Annotated in this window: 13 protein-coding genes and 2 tRNA genes; 6 read left to right on the plus strand and 9 right to left on the minus strand. The window is 61.1% G+C overall.

The features are described from left to right. The first annotated feature begins 94 nt into the window (after positions 1 to 94). The 4 genes from TK42_RS19090 to TK42_RS19105 all read left to right on the plus strand — a co-directional run bounded on the left by TK42_RS19090 (position 95) and on the right by TK42_RS19105 (position 4,626). Positions 95 to 171 (plus strand) — tRNA-Met (locus TK42_RS19090). A gap of 176 nt (positions 172 to 347) precedes the next feature. Beyond that, a tRNA-Met gene (locus tag TK42_RS19095) sits at positions 348 to 424 on the plus strand. 279 nt (positions 425 to 703) lie between these two features. Further along, entirely contained in the window at positions 704 to 3,346 is a 2,643-nt protein-coding gene (gene mprF, locus TK42_RS19100; RefSeq protein WP_005791060.1) for a bifunctional lysylphosphatidylglycerol flippase/synthetase MprF, read from the plus strand. Further along, entirely contained in the window at positions 3,346 to 4,626 is a 1,281-nt protein-coding gene (locus TK42_RS19105; protein WP_103734883.1) for a virulence factor family protein, read from the plus strand. Before mprF ends, TK42_RS19105 begins: the two co-directional genes overlap by 1 nt. A 137-nt stretch (positions 4,627 to 4,763) precedes the next feature. Here the strand turns inward: TK42_RS19105 and recJ are convergent, their stop codons facing one another. Continuing rightward, positions 4,764 to 6,473, minus strand: a complete 1,710-nt coding sequence (recJ, locus tag TK42_RS19110) for a single-stranded-DNA-specific exonuclease RecJ (RefSeq protein ID WP_103734884.1) — start codon at positions 6,471 to 6,473, stop codon at positions 4,764 to 4,766. A 98-nt stretch (positions 6,474 to 6,571) separates the two neighbouring features. Then, on the minus strand, positions 6,572 to 7,114 hold the full coding sequence (locus TK42_RS19115) for a YaeQ family protein (RefSeq protein WP_003193952.1): 543 nt from the start codon (positions 7,112 to 7,114) through the stop codon (positions 6,572 to 6,574). Between the two features lie 137 nt (positions 7,115 to 7,251). Between TK42_RS19115 and TK42_RS19120 the strand changes: the two genes are divergently transcribed. Next, positions 7,252 to 8,451 (plus strand): CaiB/BaiF CoA-transferase family protein, encoded by a 1,200-nt coding sequence (locus tag TK42_RS19120; RefSeq protein WP_103734885.1) that lies wholly within the window; start codon positions 7,252 to 7,254, stop codon positions 8,449 to 8,451. A gap of 170 nt (positions 8,452 to 8,621) precedes the next feature. Here TK42_RS19120 and TK42_RS19125 read toward each other — a convergent pair whose 3' ends face one another. Continuing rightward, positions 8,622 to 8,906 (minus strand): DUF3509 domain-containing protein, encoded by a 285-nt coding sequence (locus TK42_RS19125; RefSeq protein ID WP_032803962.1) that lies wholly within the window; start codon positions 8,904 to 8,906, stop codon positions 8,622 to 8,624. Positions 8,907 to 9,112: 206 nt separating this feature from the next. On the opposite strand from TK42_RS19125, the gene TK42_RS19130 reads away from it, so the two are divergent. Beyond that, positions 9,113 to 9,775 carry a response regulator transcription factor gene (locus tag TK42_RS19130; RefSeq protein ID WP_078822230.1) on the plus strand — a complete coding sequence of 221 codons (663 nt, stop codon included), beginning with the start codon at positions 9,113 to 9,115 and terminating at the stop codon, positions 9,773 to 9,775. Here TK42_RS19130 and TK42_RS19135 read toward each other — a convergent pair. The 6 genes from TK42_RS19135 to xerD all read right to left on the minus strand — a co-directional run bounded on the left by TK42_RS19135 (position 9,744) and on the right by xerD (position 19,796). Beyond that, on the minus strand, positions 9,744 to 10,988 hold the full coding sequence (locus TK42_RS19135) for an EAL domain-containing protein (protein WP_103734886.1): 1,245 nt from the start codon (positions 10,986 to 10,988) through the stop codon (positions 9,744 to 9,746). The two genes, TK42_RS19130 and TK42_RS19135, sit on opposite strands and share 32 nt — an antisense overlap. A gap of 422 nt (positions 10,989 to 11,410) precedes the next feature. Continuing rightward, complete coding sequence (locus TK42_RS19140; protein ID WP_103734887.1) at positions 11,411 to 14,980, minus strand: ATP-binding protein; 3,570 nt, start codon at positions 14,978 to 14,980, stop codon at positions 11,411 to 11,413. Positions 14,981 to 15,109: 129 nt separating this feature from the next. After that, positions 15,110 to 16,519 (minus strand): threonine synthase, encoded by a 1,410-nt coding sequence (gene thrC / locus TK42_RS19145; protein ID WP_032879637.1) that lies wholly within the window; start codon positions 16,517 to 16,519, stop codon positions 15,110 to 15,112. Between the two features lie 67 nt (positions 16,520 to 16,586). Further along, complete coding sequence (locus TK42_RS19150; RefSeq protein ID WP_005791086.1) at positions 16,587 to 17,891, minus strand: homoserine dehydrogenase; 1,305 nt, start codon at positions 17,889 to 17,891, stop codon at positions 16,587 to 16,589. A gap of 128 nt (positions 17,892 to 18,019) precedes the next feature. Continuing rightward, on the minus strand, positions 18,020 to 18,751 hold the full coding sequence (locus TK42_RS19155) for a thioredoxin fold domain-containing protein (RefSeq protein WP_005791088.1): 732 nt from the start codon (positions 18,749 to 18,751) through the stop codon (positions 18,020 to 18,022). A gap of 148 nt (positions 18,752 to 18,899) precedes the next feature. Continuing rightward, positions 18,900 to 19,796, minus strand: a complete 897-nt coding sequence (xerD, locus tag TK42_RS19160; protein WP_078822235.1) for a site-specific tyrosine recombinase XerD — start codon at positions 19,794 to 19,796, stop codon at positions 18,900 to 18,902. Positions 19,797 to 19,877: the final 81 nt, after the last annotated feature.

Below are 19,877 nucleotides of genomic sequence, written 5' to 3' on the forward strand. Positions count from 1 at the left end.
CGCCTTGGAGAGCTAACCGATTGAACCACAAGCGCTTTTGTTTGATTTACAGGTTGACACACACGCGTTCCTCTGTAGAATGCCGACACACAGACGCGGGATGGAGCAGTCTGGTAGCTCGTCGGGCTCATAACCCGAAGGTCGTCGGTTCAAATCCGGCTCCCGCAACCAAACATCAAAAAAGGCTACTCGAAAGAGTGGCCTTTTTTGTGCGTGCCTGTTTTTCACCCACTGCTTCTGCAAAATGCGGCCAAGGCCTTGATTTCAGAATAATTAGCGCTTATTTGCACCATCGGCTCATTAACGGTTGACACCTCGCCGCTTGGCTGTAGAATGCCGCCCACAGACGCGGGATGGAGCAGTCTGGTAGCTCGTCGGGCTCATAACCCGAAGGTCGTCGGTTCAAATCCGGCTCCCGCAACCAAACATCAAAAAAGGCTACTCGAAAGAGTGGCCTTTTTTGTATCCGACGAAAAAGTTCTTCTGAAACAATGGCATGGCATCTTTCATGAAACCGTAGTCGGTTTGTAGAGTCCATCTCATTGCACGCTGGGCTCAATGCTCAAGCGCTACCCTCTACGACCAATGGCCGCAGTCGCCGCCCCCGGTGATCCGCGTTAATATTTGTAATTATTTTGTCCATAGGGATTGGTAACTTGGCCGGATACCCCCATCCTGTCGCGCACAATCCACGAGGTGATTGATGCGCGCCAACTCGTCTGAACCACAAGACACCGTCACAGCAGAACAACCGATCACGCCGACCCGCTTGCGATGGCTGGATTTGTTGAGCAAGTATCGCCAGCCCATTGGCCTGGCCGTAACGCTGCTGCTGTTTGCAATCGCCCTGATCGCCTGCCGACACCTGCTGCTGGAACTGGACCTCTACGCACTCCACGATTCGATTCTGGAAGTGCCCAAGCCAGCCTTGCTCGGTGCGTTTGCAGCGGCAGTCGCAGGTTTCATTATCCTGCTTGGTTATGAATTTTCCGGCGCACGCTATGCCGGCGTGAAGTTACCCGCCAAGACCCTGGCCCTGGGTGGCTTCACCGCCTTTGCCATCGGCAACGCCATTGGCTTGTCGATGCTCTCGGGCGGTTCGGTGCGCTACCGTTTATATGCACGCCACGGCATCGGCGCATCGGAAGTGGCGCACATGACCGTGTTCGCCAGCCTGGCCCTGGGCTGTGCCCTGCCGCCACTGGCCGCATTGGCCACGCTGAGCAATTTGCCGGCGGCTTCGACTTACCTGCATTTACCGCAAAGCCTGCTCGGGGGGATTTCCGGCGCCGTGTTGGTGTTGTCGGCCATGCTGTGCATCGGCATCTATCGTCGTCGCCTGCCGGAACAGCCCTACCCCGATAACCTGCTGGTCAAGGCCGGGCGTCGCACCCTGCGCCTGCCGGGCCGCCGCCTGACCTTCCTGCAGTTGATCATCACCGCCCTCGACGTAGCCGCTGCCGCTGCCGTCCTTTATATGCTGTTGCCGGAAGCACCGCCCTTCGGCCCGTTCCTGCTGGTGTACCTGCTGGCACTGGCCGCCGGTGTGCTCAGCCATGTGCCGGGGGGCGTGGGTGTATTCGAAGCGATCCTGCTGGCGGCCTTCGCCGACAAACTCGGTGCCGCGCCCCTGGCTGCCGCCTTGCTGCTGTACCGGATGATCTACGTGGTATTGCCGCTGCTGATCGCCTGTGTGTTCCTGCTGGTCAACGAGGCCCAGCGCCTGTTCCAGACCCAGCAAAGCCTGCGGGTGGCGTCGGGGCTGGCAGCGCCGGTATTGGCCGTCCTGGTTTTTTTGTCCGGCGTGGTCCTGCTGTTTTCCGGCGCCACGCCAGAGATCGACTCACGCCTGGAAAACATCGGCTTCCTGATTCCCCACCGCCTGATTGACGCCTCGCACTTTGGTGCCAGCCTGATCGGCGTGTTGTGCCTGTTGCTCGCCCAGGGCCTGCGTCGACGTTTGTCGGCGGCCTGGATGCTGACCATGGTGCTGCTGCTGGTCGGCGCCCTGCTCTCGTTGCTCAAGGGCTTCGACTGGGAAGAAGCCAGCCTGATGACCATGACCGCGGTGCTGCTGGCGATCTTTCGCCGCTCGTTCTACCGCGCCAGCCGCTTGACCGAGCTGCCGTTTTCGCCGCTTTACCTGGTGGCCAGTGTCTGTGTACTCGGCGCCTCGATCTGGCTGCTGTTGTTCGCCTATCAGGATGTGCCTTACAGCCATCAACTGTGGTGGCAGTTCACCCTCGACGCCAACGCCCCCCGCGGTTTGCGCTCGTTGCTGGGCGCTGCGGTGCTGCTGGTGATCGTATCGCTGACCTGGCTGCTGCGCACGGCGCGCCCGGTCATCCACTTGCCCACCCCGGAAGAACTGGAGCGCGCCAGCAAGATCCTGATGGCCTCGTCCCAACCCGACGGCGGCCTGGCGCTGACCGGCGACAAGGCGCTGCTGTTTCACCCCAACGATGAAGCCTTCCTGATGTACGCCCGTCGCGGGCGCAGCCTGGTGGCCTTGTACGACCCGATCGGCCCGACCCAGCCGCGCGCCGAGATGATCTGGCAGTTCCGTGACCTGTGCGATATCCACCACGCAAGACCGGTGTTCTACCAGGTACGCGCCGAGAACCTGCCGTACTACATGGACATCGGACTCACCGCGATCAAGCTGGGCGAAGAAGCCCGCGTCGACCTGAAACGCTTTGACCTGGAAGCCAAGGGCAAAGAGATGAAGGATTTGCGCTACACCTGGAACCGTGGCACCCGGGACGGCTTGTCCCTGGAAATCTTCGAACCGGGCCAGGCGCCGATGGATGAATTAAAAGTCATCTCCGATGCCTGGCTTACAGGTAAGAATGTGCGGGAAAAAGGCTTCTCCCTGGGCCGTTTCAGCGACGACTACCTCAAGCACTTCCGTATCGCGATCATTCGCTTCGAAGGGCGCCCGGTAGCCTTCGCCAACCTGCTCGAGACCTACAATCATGACCTGGCCAGCCTTGACCTGATGCGCGCCCACCCCGACGCGCCCAAGCTCACGATGGAATTCATGATGGTGGGCCTGATTCAACATTATAAGAACCACGGCTACGCCCGCTTCAGCCTCGGTATGGTGCCGCTGTCGGGCTTGCAACCGCGCCGTGGCGCACCGCTGACCCAGCGCCTGGGCTCGATGGTGTTCCGCCGTGGCGAGCAACTGTATAACTTCCAAGGTTTGCGCCGCTTCAAAGACAAGTTCCAGCCCGACTGGGAACCCCGTTACATGGCCGTGCCCGCAGGACTTGATCCGCTGGTGGCACTGGCCGATACCGCCGCCCTGATCGCGGGCGGCTTGACTGGATTGGTGAAACGCTGATGATTCGACGCTCCTGGCGGTATGTATTGGCCTTTGTAGTGCTGCTCGCGCTGGTCGTGGCGGGTGGTTTTTGGTACTGGAATCGCCCTGCCCCGCAACCGACCCTGGAGCAATTGCCCCAGGCCGATGGCTCGGTAATGACCCGCGTCACCCCCGCCAGCGCCGCCAAAGCCCGTGTGGCTGTGGCCGTGATGGCCGATGAAGCGCTGACCGACAGCCAACTGGTTGCCCTGAGCCAGGGCGGCGCGGCGCAAATCGTTCAGGTGATCCTGCCTAAGGATGACTGCAAGCTGCAGGAACAAGCGCTGCAAGGCGCCCTGGCCCAGCTCAAAGGCCCGGCGACCCTGGTCAGCGGCATCGGCCCTGGCGCTGCGCTCGCCTGGCGCTGGCTGGCCACTCAGAATGATGACAAGGCTAACGCGATCTCCGTCGGCTTTGCCCTGAAACAGGAAGGCTGCAACGACCCGCTGCCCACGACCTCTGCCCACGGCAACTGGCTGGTGGCGTGGAACGACAATCCCGACGATGAAAGCGCCAGCTTCGTACGTGACACGCCGCGTGCCACCACCAGCATCAGCGACTACGACATTCATTACCCGCAAGTGCTGAACAACGAGCTGCGCAAGCAACTGGTCGGTTCGGACAACGGTGGCCTGGCGATTCCCGTGGTGGAAGTTCCTGCCGGGCAGGCCAAAGACACCGTGACCCTGTTCCTCTCCGGTGACGGCGGCTGGCGTGACCTGGACCGCGATGTGGCCGGCGAGATGGCGAAGATCGGCTACCCGGTGGTCGGCATCGACACACTGCGCTACTACTGGCAGCACAAGAGCCCGGAGCAAAGCGCCAAGGACCTCACCGAGTTGATGCAACACTATCGGCAGAAGTGGGGCACCAAGCGCTTCGTGCTGACCGGTTATTCGTTCGGCGCCGATGTACTGCCGGCCATTTACAACCGTATGCCGGAAAACGAACAGCAGCGCGTCGATGCGATCATCCTGTTGGCATTTGCGCGCACTGGCAGCTTTGAAATCGAAGTGGAAGGTTGGCTGGGCAACGCCGGCAAAGAAGCCGCCACCGGCCCGGAAATGGCCAAGCTGCCACCTGAGAAGGTCGTGTGCATCTATGGTGCAGAGGAAGTCGACGAGAGTGGCTGCACCGACAAGACCGCAGTGGGCGAAGCCATGAAGCTGCCGGGCGGGCATCACTTCGATGAAAACTACCCGGCGCTGGCCAAGCGCTTGGTGGATATTATCGTCAAGCACCAGGCCAAAGCCGAGTAGCTCCAGGGCTGTACACAAAACCAAATGTGGGAGGGGGCTTGCTCCCGATAGCAGGGTGTCAGTCAATGATGTATGACTGATCCACCGCTATCGGGAGCAAGCCCCCTCCCACATTTGTTTTGTATTGTCAGTAATATCTAGCGCGGTTCGATGTGAGCAATCATCAGCTGTACAGTCTCATTGCCGCGAAACTCGTTCACATCCAGCTTATAGGCCAACTCTACCCACCGCACGGTCGGGTTCGGCCACACCTCGCGGTCCACGCCGAAGGCGATGCCATCAAGCTTCACTGACCCACACTCGCTCTTGAGCACCACTTTAAGGTGCCGCTCCCCGACCACACGCTGCTCCACCAACTGGAACACCCCGTGAAACAACGGCTCCGGAAAGTGCTGCCCCCAAGGGCCGGCGTGACGCAGGGCGCGGGCCAGTTCCAGGTGAAACTCTTCCACAGCCAAAGTGCCGTCGGAGAGCAAGCGGCCGGTGAGGTCCTCTTCACGCAGCTGCCGACGCACTTCGGCATCGAAGGCTTGCGCAAACAGCGGGAAGTTCGCCTCGGGCAGGGTCAGCCCGGCGGCCATGGCGTGACCGCCGTACTTGCTGATCAGGTTGGGATGCTGGCTTGCAACAACCGCCAGCGCATCGCGGATATGAAAGCCTTGCACCGAACGCCCAGAACCCTTGAGCAGGCCGTCGCCCGCGTCAGCAAAGGCAATGGTCGGGCGGAAGTAACGTTCTTTCATGCGCGACGCGAGGATGCCGATCACCCCCTGGTGCCACTCCGGGTCGAACAGGCACAAACCGTACGGCATCGACTCCACCGGCAAGTCCTTGAGCTGGGCCAGGGCCTCGCGCTGCATGCCTTGTTCAATGGATTTACGGTCCTGGTTCATGCCGTCCAGTTGCGCGGCCATTTCCCGTGCGGCGCCAGCGTCGGTGGTGAGCAGGCATTCGATGCCCAGGCTCATGTCATCCAGGCGCCCGGCCGCGTTCAGCCGCGGGCCGAGGATAAACCCCAGGTCGGTGGAGGTGATGCGAGCGTGGTCGCGCTTGGCCACTTCCAGGATCGCCTTGATGCCTGGCCGCGCCCGACCGGCACGAATACGCTCCAGGCCTTGATGAACGAGGATGCGGTTGTTGGCGTCCAGCGGCACCACGTCGGCGACGCTGCCCAACGCCACCAGATCAAGCAGTTCACCGATGTTCGGTTGGGGTTTGTTGTCATACCAACCCAGGCTGCGTAACCGCGCGCGCAGGGCCATCAACACGTAGAAGATCACGCCGACACCGGCCAGGGCCTTGCTGGGAAACGTGCAGCCCGGCTGGTTCGGATTGACGATGGCGTCGGCGGCCGGCAGTTCATCGCCGGGCAAGTGGTGGTCGGTGACCAGCACCTTCAGCCCCGCCGCTTTCGCCGCCGCCACGCCTTCGACGCTGGAGATGCCGTTGTCCACGGTAATCAGCAACTGGGGCTCGCGCTGCAACGCCACCGCGACGATTTCCGGCGTCAGGCCGTAGCCGTACTCGAAACGGTTGGGCACCAGGTAATCGACATGGGTCGCCCCAAGCAAGCGCAGGCCCAGGGTACCTACGGTGCTCGCCGTGGCGCCATCGGCGTCGAAGTCACCAACGATCAGGATGCGTTGGCGCTGCTCCAGGGCGGTCACCAGCAAGTCCACCGCCGCGTCGATCCCTTTGAGCTGCTGGTAGGGAATCAACCGCGCCAGGCTCTTGTCCAGCTCAGCTTCCGATTGCACCCCGCGCGCGGCATAGAGACGGGTCAACAGCGGCGGCAATTCACCGAGAAAAGGCAGAACGGCGGGCAATGGGCGGGGATCGATACGCATGGGGTGACGGGCGCTTCTCTTCTAATACATCGGTTAAACACAGATATTGAACGCAACAAAGATCAAGTGTGGGAGCTGGCTTGCCTGCTCCCACCTTTTCAACCGCGCTCGCCAACCAGCCATTGCAGTTGCACTTCATGCTGGCCACGGTCGTCGGTCACGAAGATCGTACCTTCGCTGATCATCACATCCCACTTGATCACCCGCGGCATGTCCTTGGCCAGGGTCTCCAACACTTCCTGGGGCACGGCAGCGATGTGCACGTTCTTCAGGTTGTTGGCCACCGGCACTACCTTGCCTTCCCACACACGCAGGCTGCCATAGGCCAGCAGGCTGGTGCGCTCGGTGCGGCGCGAGCACCAGGTCAGGCGATCGGCATCCGGCTGGCCGACTTCGATCCAGTGCAGGACCCGATCATCCAGGCTTTTTTCCCACAGGGCTGGTTCGTCTACATCCGACAGGCCACGCCCGAACGCCAGTTGCTCGTTGTACCAGAGGGCGTAGGCCAGCAGGCGCACGGTCATGCGCTCTTCGGTTTCCGAAGGGTGGCGGGCAATGGTCTGTTTGACACTCTCGTACACCGAACGGTCGAGGTCGGTGAGGTTGAGTTCGAACTTGTAGGTCGTGGACGGCTGGGCCATGAACGGGCTTCTAAAGACAAGGAAAGGCGGCCAGTCTAACCGATGGCGAGGTCATTCAACGAATACTGCGCTGCATCCGGGCGGCTCGCCTATGTTAAAAAGCAGGACACCATCGTCCCGCGCTTGTAAGGATCCCCATGTCGCTCAACGCCAAACCACTTGCCGGCCTGAAAGTCATCGAACTGGGCACCCTGATCGCCGGCCCGTTTGCCTCACGCATTTGCGCTGAATTCGGTGCCGAGGTGATCAAGGTCGAATCCCCGCACGGCGGCGACCCGCTGCGCAAATGGCGCAAGCTGTATGAAGGCACCTCGCTGTGGTGGTTCGTACAGGCCCGTAACAAGCAGTCGCTGACCCTCAACCTCAAGCACCCCGACGGCCTGGCAATCCTCAAAAAACTATTGGCCGACGCCGACATCCTGATCGAGAACTTCCGCCCCGGCGTGCTGGAAAAACTCAGCCTGAGCTGGGAAACCCTGCACGCTCTAAACCCCAAGCTGGTGATGGTGCGCCTCTCGGGCTTCGGCCAGACCGGGCCGATGAAGGATCAGCCAGGGTTTGGTGCCGTGGGTGAATCCATGGGCGGCTTGCGCTATATCACCGGCTTCGAAGACCGCCCGCCGGTGCGCACCGGGATCTCCATCGGCGACTCGATTGCCGCGCTGTGGGCGGTGATCGGCGCGCTGATGGCGCTGCGTCATCGCGAGGTCAACGGCGGCTTGGGCCAAGTGGTGGATGTGGCGCTGTACGAAGCCATCTTCGCCATGATGGAAAGCATGATTCCCGAGTTCGATGTGTTCGGATTTATTCGCGAGCGTACCGGTAACATCATGCCCGGCATTACACCGTCTTCGATCCACACCAGCGCCGACGGCAAGCATGTGCAGATCGGCGCCAATGGCGATGCAATCTTCAAGCGCTTTATGGCGACCATCGGCCGTGACGACTTGGCGAACGACCCGCAATTGGCCAGCAACGATGGGCGTGACAGCCGCCGCGACGAGCTGTATGGCGTGATCGACCGCTGGGTCAACTCGCTGCCGCTGGAGCAGGTGATTGAGCAACTGAACAAGGCTGAAGTACCCGCCAGCCGTATCTACAGCGCCGAAGACATGCTGGGCGACCCGCAATTTCTGGCCCGAGAGATGTTCCTCAAGGCTCAGCTCCCGGACGGCAAGCACTTCAAGATGCCAGGCATCGTGCCCAAGCTTTCGGATACACCGGGCAGTTGTGAATGGGTGGGGCCGCAACTGGGTGAACACAACAATGTGCTGCTCAATGCCCTGGGCTACGACGCGGCGGCTATTGCGAGTCTGCGTGAGAATGGCGCGATCTGAGAATCGCGGGCAAAAAGAAACCCCGAGCAGTGGGGAGACAACTCGGGGTTAAACGTGGCCTTAAAAAGGCACGCACAGCAAGCGACAAACACCGGAGCACAATGATTGCTCTTGCTGTTACGGACTCTGACTGACCGCCGCGTAGGAAGGTTCCGAAGAAAAATAATGTTTCATGCGAGTGCGCCGCCACGGGTTTGGGCAGCATTGCGCAAGGCAGCAATGACCGAGGGTTCCAGGCGCCCTTCGGCGATTTTCACGTCGCGAAGCAGGCAATCCGCGACATCCACCAGCGCACGCTTGTCGGACAATTGCGCGCGATCGACGTCGCGCTCGACCACAATCGCGCCGCCGGGATTCTTTACGGTTACCAGGCAGTCTTCCCGCACACCAGAAGTGGTCAGCGTAACCTGATAAGGGCTCAGTGCTTCACTGAGCAATAGGTGGATACTTTCCATCTCGATCACCACTCAATCATTCGAAAAAGGTTCGAAAAACAAAAATGTCACGAAGAGGCTGACATTCAAGTGACCCGTGCTCAAAGCAGAAAGTTCTACCTTTTGTGTAATCCACTGCTTGAGGAAAACGAGCATGCACGGAAAAGATGACAGAGAAAAAACACAGGCTCACACGCTAGAATCCCTGGATTACCTGGGAGCCTGCCTTGAGAGCTGCGTCTGAAACACCTTTGCGCGTCGTCATTGCCGACGATCATCCGATTTTCCTGATTGGCCTGCGCGCCGTGCTTGAGCGTGACCCGCACATCAGCATCGTCGGGGAGGCCAACTCGCCGCAGGCCCTCAATGCGTTGCTGCAAGACTGTGCCTGCGATGTGCTGGTGACCGACTTTATGATGCCTGCCGAGCCCCATGCCGACGGGTTGCGCCTGATCGACCAACTGCGCCGACACTACCCGGACCTGCCGATTGTGGTGGTCACCATGCTCAACAATGCCGGTTTGTTTCACTCGATTCTGACATTGGGCGTGATGGGCCTTTTGAGCAAGGCCAGCCTGGCCGATGAACTGCCGCAGGCGATTCGTCAGGTCCGCCAGCAACGCACCTACGTGGCCCAGACCATTCGCCAGGCGCTGAGCCTGGCCGGAGAAGTCGGTGCCGATCGCCTGCACTCCCAGGAACAGTTGTCACCCCGGGAGCTGGAGGTGATTCGCCTGTTGGCCACTGGCATGACGGTGGGCCAGATCGCCGCGCATCTGCATCGCAGCAAGCAGACCGTCAGTGCGCAAAAAGTCAGCGCCATGCGCAAACTGGGGCTGACCAATGATGCCGCCCTGTTTATTTATGTGCAGGAACACGGGCTGGCCTAGCCTGGAACGCAATCCACTGCTTGAGCGCCTCGGCCTCCATCGGCCGGGCAATGAAGCAGCCTTGCAGCCACGCCGCCCCCAGCTCACCCACAGCGTGGTAGTCGGCAGCACTTTCAACCCCGGTGACGACCACGGCGATATCCAGGCGCGCGGCCATGCTCATGGCCCCCGCCACCACCGCCGCCTTGCGATCGTCATCGGCCATTCCGCAGGCAAACGCCGGGGGGATTTTCAGTTCGGTGAAAGGCAACTCCAGCAAATGTTGCAAGCTGGTGCCACCTATGCCGAAATCCCCGATGGACAACTGGCAACCCAGCATCCGCAGGCGCAGCAAGCCAGTGAGGTGGGCACTGTCGGTTTTCAGCGTTGAGGTTTCCACCAGCTCCAGGGTGAGGCTATGGGCGGGTATGCCGTGAAGTTGCAGCAGCCCCTGCAATATTTGTGGGAAGTGTGTGCGCTCAAGCATACGTCCGGGAATGTTCACCGCCACCGGCAGCACCTGGCCGGTCTCGCCCATGACCTGGTTGGCCAGGCCAAGTGCCTGTTCCAGCACATGCCAGGTAAAGGCCTCTTCCATGCCGGCAAACTCCAACACCGGCAGGAACTCTTCGGGCAGCAGCAATTGAGCGTGCGGCAACTGCCAACGCGCCAGCGCCTCCACCCCTTGCAACACCCCGGCCTGGCTGACGATGGGTTGGTACCAGACCCTGCCGCAGGCCGCGATGGTGGCCTGGCTGACATCCGCCGACGGTGGCAGTTGTTCCCGCGCGCTCAACCCCAGCAACTGGCGCACACGCTCCCAGGACAGCACCGCTGGCCCTGGGCGCAAGTGCCGCTGACAATCGGCCAACACCTGCCCGATCAGCGTTGCCGAGGCCGGCTTGGGCAAGCACGCCAGCACGTTGAGGCCCAATTGCCGGGCCATGTTCGCCACGCCTTCGAGCACATCGGGCTCAGCATTGCTGAGCAGAACCAGCACTTGAGCCAAACGGCGCTCGGCGAGTTCGCGGATCAACTCCAGCCCATCGCCCTGCTCCAGATACAGATCGCAGATGGCGACATCCACCGGGCCTTTGCTGTCCAGGGACTGGCGAGCCGTTTCGACATCTTCAGCAGTCAGTACATTGAACACGCCATTGGCATTGAGCATCTGGTGCAGTGCCATCAGCTGAAACGGGTTGTCTTCGAGGATCAGGACATTGAGAGAGCGCATGGGTCATGGAGTCGGTACTGGGAAAAGTCCTTCACAGTAGCCATAAGACGCGAAGCGTCCCATAGGACGTGTCCGAAATACTGTCGAGCGGAGCGCACAACTTGGTTGACGCCACCGCTAACCACGATGCGAAGCAAGCCGATCTTGATCTTGACCTGCTTTTGATCTCAGGCGCCCCGTCAAACCACGCTGGCCGGAATTCGACAGGGATTTGGGGGGTAAACCGGCAGGGATGCCGGTTTAGCCGCCCCGCGCCATGGATGGCGCGTGGCGGCGGCCCCCCAAATCCATGGCGGATTACGGGCACACCGAGCCGGGCAAGCCCCCTCCCACATTTGGGACCAATACCATCAGTTAGATACTCATCTGCTGCCAAGCCGTCACGGGAGCAAATCTCCTCCCACATTGCATCGCGTCAGCTATCAGTCCAGATAAGGCTGCAGATCGCGACGAAACACCTTCAACACCTCAGACAACCTCAACCACGGCTCCTCAAGCTCAGCCCCACGCTGCTCCCGCGCGCATTGCTCAAGCACCACACAAGCCTTGGCCAACGGCAACGCATCCACCAGCGAACAAATACCCTTGAGCCGATGCAGCGCCGCATTCAAGCGCGCAACATCACGCTCGGCCAATGCGCCGGCCAATACCTCATGCTCGTGATCCAGGCTTTTTGCCAGTTCTTGCAACATGCTATGCAGCACAGGCCCGTCAGCCTGGGTCATGGTACGCAGGGCCTGGATATCAAACGAACGCTGCGGCGCCACCCGCGCCAGCACGCGCGTCCAATCCTCCAGAGTCACCGGTTTGACCAGCAGCTCATCCATACCCGCGTCCTCGCAGCGTCTTTGTTCATCTTTCATCGCGTTCGCCGTGCAACCGATCAACGCACAACGGGGCCGTTGTTCTTCGGTTTCGATACGCCGGACCGCCTCGCTCAAGGCATAGCCGGACATACCCGGCATCTGGCAATCGGTCACCAGCACGTCGAAACGCTGCTCACGCCAACGCTGCAACGCGGCCTCGGCCGAATCCAGAGCAATCACCTGATGCCCCAGGAACTGCAACTGCTGCGCCAGCACCAAGCGGTTGGCCGCCAAATCATCCACCACCAGCACCGACAGGCTACGCCCCGCTGGGGGCAACGCTGGCGCTGGCGTGGCCGGCACATCGTCGGTGCTGACCCGATCAAGGCGCAGGTCGATGCACACCTCGGTGCCCTCACCCACCACGCTTGCCAAGTGAATGCGACCGCCCATCAACTCCACCAATTGCTTGCAGATACTCAGGCCCAGCCCGGTGCCGCCATGTTCCGCCGCGGTCAATGCGCTCACTTGGGTAAACGGCTTGAACAACCTTGGCTGCTGTTCGGCGCTGATCCCCGGGCCGCTGTCTTCGACGCACAGGTGCAGGTATTCGGTATCAGACTCATCCCGCTGGCAGGTGACGCTGAGCCGCACCCCGCCCTGCTCGGTAAACTTCAGCGCATTACCCAGCAGGTTGTGCATCACTTGGCGTAAACGCAGCGGATCGAACCAGTAATAGCCCTTGGCCGCAGGATCAAACGCCAGGGTCAAATGCAGGCCCTTTTTTTGCGCCGTGGCTTCGAACAGACGCTGGATGCCTTCGAAAAAACCCTTCAACTCGGTGGTTTGCGGAACCAGTTGCAGGTGACCGGCCTCGATCTTGGCCAGGTCCAGGCTGTCGCCCATCAGCGCGATCAGCTCGCGCGCCGAACGATGGGCCACCTGTAATGCTTCAGAGACGGGCTGGCCGCTTGCCAGGCAGCGTTCCTGCTCCAGCTCGAGCAAACCGATGATGGCGGTCATGGGTGTGCGAATTTCATGACTTAGCGCAGAAAGAAATGCACTTTTGGCGTAGTTCGCTTCGTCGGCAGCCTGGCGGGCATCCATCAGTTGGTGCTCCAGGTCTTTGCGTTCATTGATATCGATCCAGCCGCCCAGCAGCCCCTGCAAGCGGCCCTGGGCATCGAAGAACGGAACCGTCCACTGGTAAACGTGAAAGCTGCCGCCGTTGAACTCCAGCTCGCGATCGACAAACAACGACTGTTGCGTGGCCAGTTGTTCCATATGGCCGGCGTGCAGGCGCGCCGCCGTGGCCTCGGGCATTACCCCACTTTCCAGCAGCGTCAGCCCCTGAATCAGCTCAAGCCGGGTCGCCAGTTGCTGTTCATAGCTTTTGTTGCAGGTCACCAGCCGCCCGGCCAGGTCGCGCACAAACAGCGGGTTGGGCATGCCGTCGAGTAACGCACGTTTGAACGCCAATTGGTCATTGAGCCGCTGCTCGGCCTCCAGCCGCTGGCGAATCTGACGCTTGAGCCGGCTGTTCCACACCAGCGATACCAGCACAAACAGCAGCGCCGTGGCCACCATCCAATACGCCCAGGGCGGCACCCGTTGCCAGGCCGGTAGGGGGATCGCCACAGCGCCGATCCAGCGCAGGCGCAGTGCGCTCAACTCGGCCACCGGCAAGGCTTCCAGGGCCTTGTTCAGGATACTCAGCAGCTCAGGCTGGTCCTTGCGTACCGACAAGCAATTGGATGACCACTTGCCGTCGACACTGCGGCCAATACGCAAGCCTTCCTGGGAGTAACTCTGGACCTCCACCTCAGTCTGCAACGTGGCAGCGGCCTCGCCCCGTTGCACCAGTTCGCGGGCCTGGGCGTAATTGTCCACCAGGCGCAGCTTGATCTGCGGGTGCATCTGGCGGATGTAACTCTCCAGCACATGGCGCGCCGGCAGCGCCAGGACCTTGCCTTCCAACTGCTTCAACCCAGTCAGCGGCGTGGCATCGGCGCGTTCGACGAACACCCAGCCGGAGCCGCCAAAGCCATGACTGAAGTCGAGCAGCGCCCTGCGCTCCTGATTCGACGCCAGGGTGGTGTTCATCTGCGCCCTGCCGGTTTCCAGCCATTCCAGGGTTTGCGCGGTGGAGTGCACCTCTTCGAAGACAAACTGCAAACCGGTCATGCGCGAAATGCGGTGCAGCAGGTCGACATTCAAACCCACCCAGTGACCGTCCTTGTCCTTGAATATGTAAGGTGACATCTGCTGCGCCACCACCACGACATGGGGATGCTGCAACAGCCAGGTGCGCTCCGAGGCCGACAATTCAACGCGCTCACCCCTGAAGCCGACGCCGAGCCCTGTGGTCCAGCGGCCCAGGATCTCCCGCTGCACCGACTCGTCAATGCTCGCCAAGGCGCGGTTCATCATCGCCCCCAGCAATGGGTCGGCCTGGCGGGTGGCGAAAGCAAAGCCGATGGGCGCCAGCCGACTTTGTTCCTTGATCTGCAACCCCAGGTAAGGCCGCAGCGATTTGTAGGCCCGCACAATCACTTCATTGCCGATAAACGCATCGGCATCACCTTGCTTGAGCGCCTCCAGGCCGCTGTAGAGGTTGGGCGCGAGCATGATGTGGCTATCGGGGTAAGCCGCCTGCACGTTGTGCACATTGGCGTAGCCATCGAGCAATACGACTTTCTTGCCCGCCAGGTCGTCCTCTTGAAGCTCATCGCGACGCAGCACCACCACTGACCGATCGGGCATGTAGTCCTGGGTGAACTGCAAGCCGGGCACATCGCGCTCATAGCCGTTGGCGCTGGTCAGGATATCGATGGATCCACTGCGCAGCGCCTCGACCGCCTGGGCCCGCTCGGCAAAGCCCAGCACCTGCATCGGCACCTGCAAGCGCGCGCCGACCAGGCTCAGGTAATCGGCACTGATACCCTGGTAGCGGTTGCGGTCGCGGGTGATATCGATCGGCTGATAGTCATCAATGGAAATACCCACCTTCAACGTCCGATGCGTCGCCAGCCACTGCTGCTCTGCGGGCGCCAGGGGCAAAGGCTCAAGCGGGATAAACGCCGGCACCAGCTTGAAGGGCAGGCTGACGGCCGCCAGGCTTACCGGTAGTTGGGTGAGCCACAGCATGCACATCAGCCGCACTGTCCATTGAATCAAAACCTGCACCGATTTGGCTTCCTTGATTGGGCGAAGGAACAAGTATGGCTCGCCAAAATAAAAAAGCCCGTCACGAGGACGGGCTTGGCCGACTGCAAAAAAGCTAACTGCCGGATGTAATCTGATCAACTGCGGGCATCAGAGCGGCTTGCCACGATTGCCATGCTGGCTGACAAACGCCTGCACCGCCTTCAGGTCGTTAGCCAGCACGGTGCAGCGCTCTTCACGCTCGAACAGGTCGGCCAGGTGCTCCGGCAATTCCAGTGCCTTGCCAACACCGGCCTTCTCCACCGCTTCGGGGAATTTGACCGGGTGCGCGGTACCCAGGATCACCATTGGAATATCCAGGCTACGGCGGCATTCGCGCGCAGCCTTCACGCCGATAGCTGTGTGGGGGTCGAGCACTTCGCCGGTCTGGGCATAGACCTCGGCAATGGTTTCGCACGTCTGCGCATCATCCACGGCCAGGGAGTCGAACAGCTTGCGGGTTTCGGTCCAGCGCTCTTGCTCGACGCTGAAACCGCCACCCTGCTTGAAGCTGCTCATCAACTCGGCCAGCGCCGCGCCATTGCGACCGTGCATGTCGAACAGCAAGCGTTCGAAGTTAGACGACACCATGATGTCCATGGATGGCGACAGTGTGGCGTGCAGGGTTTCCTTGACGTACTGGTTGCCGCTCATGAAGCGGTGCAGGATGTCATTGCGGTTGGTAGCAACGATCAACTGATTGATCGGCAGGCCCATGTTGCGTGCCAGATAACCGGCGAAGATGTCGCCGAAGTTGCCGGTCGGCACCGAGAACGACACCGAACGCGCCGGGCCGCCCAGCTGCAGGGAGGCGTGGAAGTAGTAGACGATCTGGGCCATGATCCGCGCCCAGTTGATCGAGTTCACCGCCACCAGGCGTGTGCCCTTGAGGAAGCTCTGGTCAGCGAAGCTGTTCTTGACCATTTCCTGGCAGTCATCGAAGTTGCCTTCGATGGCGATGTTGTGGATGTTCTCACCGAAGATGGTGGTCATCTGGCGACGTTGCACCTCCGACACGCGCTTGTGCGGGTGCAGGATGAAGATGTCGACGTTTTCGCAGTGCTTGCACCCTTCGATGGCCGCCGAACCGGTGTCACCGGAGGTGGCGCCGATGATCACCACGCGCTCGCCGCGCTTTTCCAGCACGTAGTCCAGCAGGCGCCCCAGCAGTTGCAGGGCGAAGTCCTTGAACGCCAGGGTCGGGCCGTGGAACAGCTCCAGCACCCACTCGTTGCCGTTCAGCTGGCGCAAAGGCGCGATGGCGCTGTGGGCAAACACGCCGTACGTCTCTTCCAGGATCTTCTTGAAGTCCGCATCCGGAATGCTGCCGGTGACGAACGGGCGCATTACCCGGAACGCCAGCTCGTAGTACGGCAGGCCGGCCCAGGAAGCGATTTCCTCCTGGGTGAAGCGTGGCAGGTTTTCCGGCACGTACAGGCCGCCGTCGGTGGCAAGGCCTGCCAGCAGGACGTCTTCGAAATTCAGGGCCGGTGCCTGGCCGCGGGTGCTGATGTAACGCATGACTGGCTCCTCTAAAACATTCTCGAACAGAGGCCGCCGAAGGTGCGGGGCCCCTGGAACAAATCGGTTAGTTCAAGTGCTCGACGCGAATGCGCACCACAGGGCCGACCACACCTTGCAGGGCTTCGAGGGCGTGGATGGCATCGTTGATATGCTGCTCGAGCACGCGATGGGTCAGCAGGATCATCGGCACCTGGCCGTTTTGCTCCTCGACTTCCTTCTGCATGATCGATTCGATGTTGATACCGCGCTCCGACAGAATGCTGGCGACCTGGGCCAGCACGCCCGGATGGTCCTGGGCCTGGATGCGCAGGTAGTAGGCGCTTTCGCAGGCTTCGATCGGCAGGATCGGGTGGGCCGACAGCGAGTCCGGCTGGAAGGCCAGGTGCGGCACGCGGTTTTCCGGGTCGCTGGTCATGGCGCGAACCACATCCACCAGGTCGGCGATCACCGACGAAGCGGTCGGCTCCATGCCGGCACCGGCGCCGTAGAACAGGGTGGAACCGGCGGCGTCACCGTTGACCATCACCGCGTTCATCACGCCGTTGACGTTGGCGATCAGGCGGTCGGCTGGAATCAGCGTCGGGTGCACACGCAACTCGATACCGGCCGGGGTGCTGCGCGCCACGCCCAGGTGCTTGATGCGGTAGCCCAGGGCTTCGGCGTAATTCACGTCGGCGGTGGTCAGCTTGGTGATGCCTTCGGTGTAGGCTTTGTCGAATTGCAGCGGGATACCAAAGGCGATGGAGGCCAGGATGGTCAGCTTGTGTGCCGCGTCGATGCCTTCCACGTCGAAGGTCGGGTCGGCTTCGGCGTAGCCCAGGGCCTGGGCTTCGGCCAGTACGTCTTCGAAGGTACGGCCCTTCTCGCGCATTTCAGTGAGGATGAAGTTACCGGTGCCGTTGATGATGCCGGCCACCCAGTTGATGCGGTTGGCAGACAGGCCCTCACGGATCGCCTTGATCACCGGGATACCGCCGGCCACCGCGGCTTCGAACGCCACGATCACGCCCTTCTCGCGAGCCTTGGCGAAGATCTCGTTGCCGTGCACGGCGATCAGCGCCTTGTTGGCGGTGACCACGTGCTTGCCGTGCTCGATGGCCTTGAGCACCAACTCGCGGGCCACGGTGTAGCCGCCTACCAGCTCGATGACGATATCGATCTCAGGGTTGGTGGCCACGGCGAATACATCGTTGGTAATCGCAATACCGGTCGTTTCGAACTGAGGCTTTGGCGAACGCGTGGCAATTTGCGCCACTTCAATCCCGCGACCTGCGCGGCGGGAAATTTCTTCAGCGTTACGCTGAAGTACGTTGAAGGTACCGCCACCGACGGTCCCTAACCCACAGATGCCTACTTTGACCGGTTTCACTGAAGAACTCCCCATGAAACGGCCGACGCTAGGTCGGCCGTGAAAACAGCCGCACAACTGCGGCTCTCAATTAATGACCCGTCGACAGTTCGGCGGGTCATGATCGTCAAAGGCTCGACGATTAATGCTTACTTGGCACCCAGTGCCAGTTTGGCAACTTGCGGCGCCGGCTGGTAGCCCGGAATCACCTGGCCGTCGGCCAAAACGATGGCCGGTGTACCGTTCACACCAATGGACTGGCCCAGGGCGAACTGCTTGGAAACCGGGTTGGCGCATTTGGCCGATTTGATTTCCTTGCCGTCGACCATCTTGTCCATGGCGGCCTTCTTGTCGGCCGAGCACCATACGGCTTGCAACTGCTCGTCACCCGGCGAACCCAGGCCCTGGCGCGGGAACGCTACATAGCGCACTTCCACACCCAGCTTGTTCAGTGCCGGTATCTCGGCGTGCAGCTTGTGGCAGTACGGGCAGGTGGTGTCGGTGAACACGGTGATGTGGGTCTTGGTTTCGCCGATGGCGGGGTAAACCACGGTTTCAGCCACCGGGATGCCGTTGATCAGCTTTGACACGCCCAGGCGCTCGGCCTTCTCGGTCAGGTTGACCGGCTTGCCGTCCTTGAGCTGGAACAGGTAGCCCTGCACGATGTACTGCCCATCGGCACTGGCGTACAGCACACGGCTGCCCTTGAGCTTGACTTCATACAGGCCGGCCATGGGGCTGGCGCTGATGCTTTCGATCGGGGTGTCGAGCGCCAGGTTGGCCAGGCTCTTGCGAATGGTCTGCTCGGCCGCATCATCGGCGACAGCAAAGGTGGAAACCAACGCAATGGCTGCGGCGGCAATAATCTGGGTCAAGCGCATGGGAACTCCTGAAGGCAGAGGCAGGGACGGGAGCAGAATACTGATCTGGGACACAACGGGTGCCGTCCCCTTTGCGAACCGGCAAAGCCTACCACAGTTGGGCGGGAGGGCAGACCGCGACAAGTAAAATGGGCCATTTCTGACGTTTTTATCCGCGCGGGTGATGCTTGGCGTGCATATCCTGCAAACGTGCGCGTGCCACATGGGTGTAGATCTGGGTTGTGGATAAGTCGCTGTGCCCGAGCAGCATCTGTACCACACGCAAATCGGCACCATGGTTGAGCAAATGGGTAGCGAATGCATGGCGCAAGGTGTGGGGCGACAGGGCCTTGCCGATTCCAGCCACTTTGGCCTGGTGCTTGATGCGGTGCCAGAAGGTCTGGCGGGTCATCTGCTCGCCGCGCAGGCTGGGAAACAGCACATCACTGGGGCGCCCACCGAGCAATTCGTGGCGCGCATCGCGCATGTAGCGCTCGACCCACACAATCGCCTCCTCGCCCATGGGCACCAGCCGCTCCTTGCTGCCCTTGCCCATCACACGCAATACGCCCTGGCGCAGGTTGACCTGCTCCAGCGTCAGGCTGATCAGTTCGGTCACCCGTAGGCCGCAGGCGTAGAGCACTTCCAGCATGGCGCGATCACGTTGGCCGATGGCTTCGCTGAGATCCGGCGCAGCCAGCAAAGCCTCCACGTCAGCTTCCGACAAAGACTTAGGAAGAGGCCTGCCTAATTGCGGCATATCGACTTGTAGAGTTGGATCGGTCGCGATGAGCTTTTCCCTCAACAGGTAGCGATAAAAGCCACGCACGCCGGAGAGAAACCGTGCGGTGGAGCGCGGCTTGTAGTTCTGCTCCAGGCGCCAGGCCAGGTGATCGAGGATCAGCTCGCGCCCGGCGTTGATCAGCTCAAGGTTTTTTTCCTGCAACCAGCCATTGAACAGGGCCAGATCACTGCGGTAGGCCTGGCGCGTGTTATCCGAGAGGCCTTTTTCCAGCCAGAGGGCGTCGAGGAAACGGTCGATCAAAGGGTGGTCGATGGCGGGCATGGGTACTCAAAGCGGCGCAGCATGGGGGCTGTGCGAATTATTTAGTGAACTGTGACAAGGGCCGCTAGTCTTTCATAGCCC

It is taken from the genome of Pseudomonas sp. GZJR-8 (assembly GCF_002916705.1).
GTDB classification, from domain to species: Bacteria; Pseudomonadota; Gammaproteobacteria; order Pseudomonadales; family Pseudomonadaceae; genus Aquipseudomonas; species Aquipseudomonas synxantha_A.

What these genes read in the sequence shown, in the direction of transcription:
- mprF (WP_005791060.1), top strand. Translation starts at nt 704, where the DNA reads ATGCGCGCCAACTCGTCTGAACCACAAGACACCGTCACAGCAGAACAA.
- TK42_RS19105 (WP_103734883.1), top strand. Translation starts at nt 3,346, where the DNA reads ATGATTCGACGCTCCTGGCGGTATGTATTGGCCTTTGTAGTGCTGCTC.
- recJ (WP_103734884.1), bottom strand. Translation starts at nt 6,473, where the DNA reads ATGCGTATCGATCCCCGCCCATTGCCCGCCGTTCTGCCTTTTCTCGGT.
- TK42_RS19115 (WP_003193952.1), bottom strand. Translation starts at nt 7,114, where the DNA reads ATGGCCCAGCCGTCCACGACCTACAAGTTCGAACTCAACCTCACCGAC.
- TK42_RS19120 (WP_103734885.1), top strand. Translation starts at nt 7,252, where the DNA reads ATGTCGCTCAACGCCAAACCACTTGCCGGCCTGAAAGTCATCGAACTG.
- TK42_RS19125 (WP_032803962.1), bottom strand. Translation starts at nt 8,906, where the DNA reads ATGGAAAGTATCCACCTATTGCTCAGTGAAGCACTGAGCCCTTATCAG.
- TK42_RS19135 (WP_103734886.1), bottom strand. Translation starts at nt 10,988, where the DNA reads ATGCGCTCTCTCAATGTCCTGATCCTCGAAGACAACCCGTTTCAGCTG.
- thrC (WP_032879637.1), bottom strand. Translation starts at nt 16,519, where the DNA reads ATGCGTTACATCAGCACCCGCGGCCAGGCACCGGCCCTGAATTTCGAA.
- TK42_RS19155 (WP_005791088.1), bottom strand. Translation starts at nt 18,751, where the DNA reads ATGCGCTTGACCCAGATTATTGCCGCCGCAGCCATTGCGTTGGTTTCC.
- xerD (WP_078822235.1), bottom strand. Translation starts at nt 19,796, where the DNA reads ATGCCCGCCATCGACCACCCTTTGATCGACCGTTTCCTCGACGCCCTC.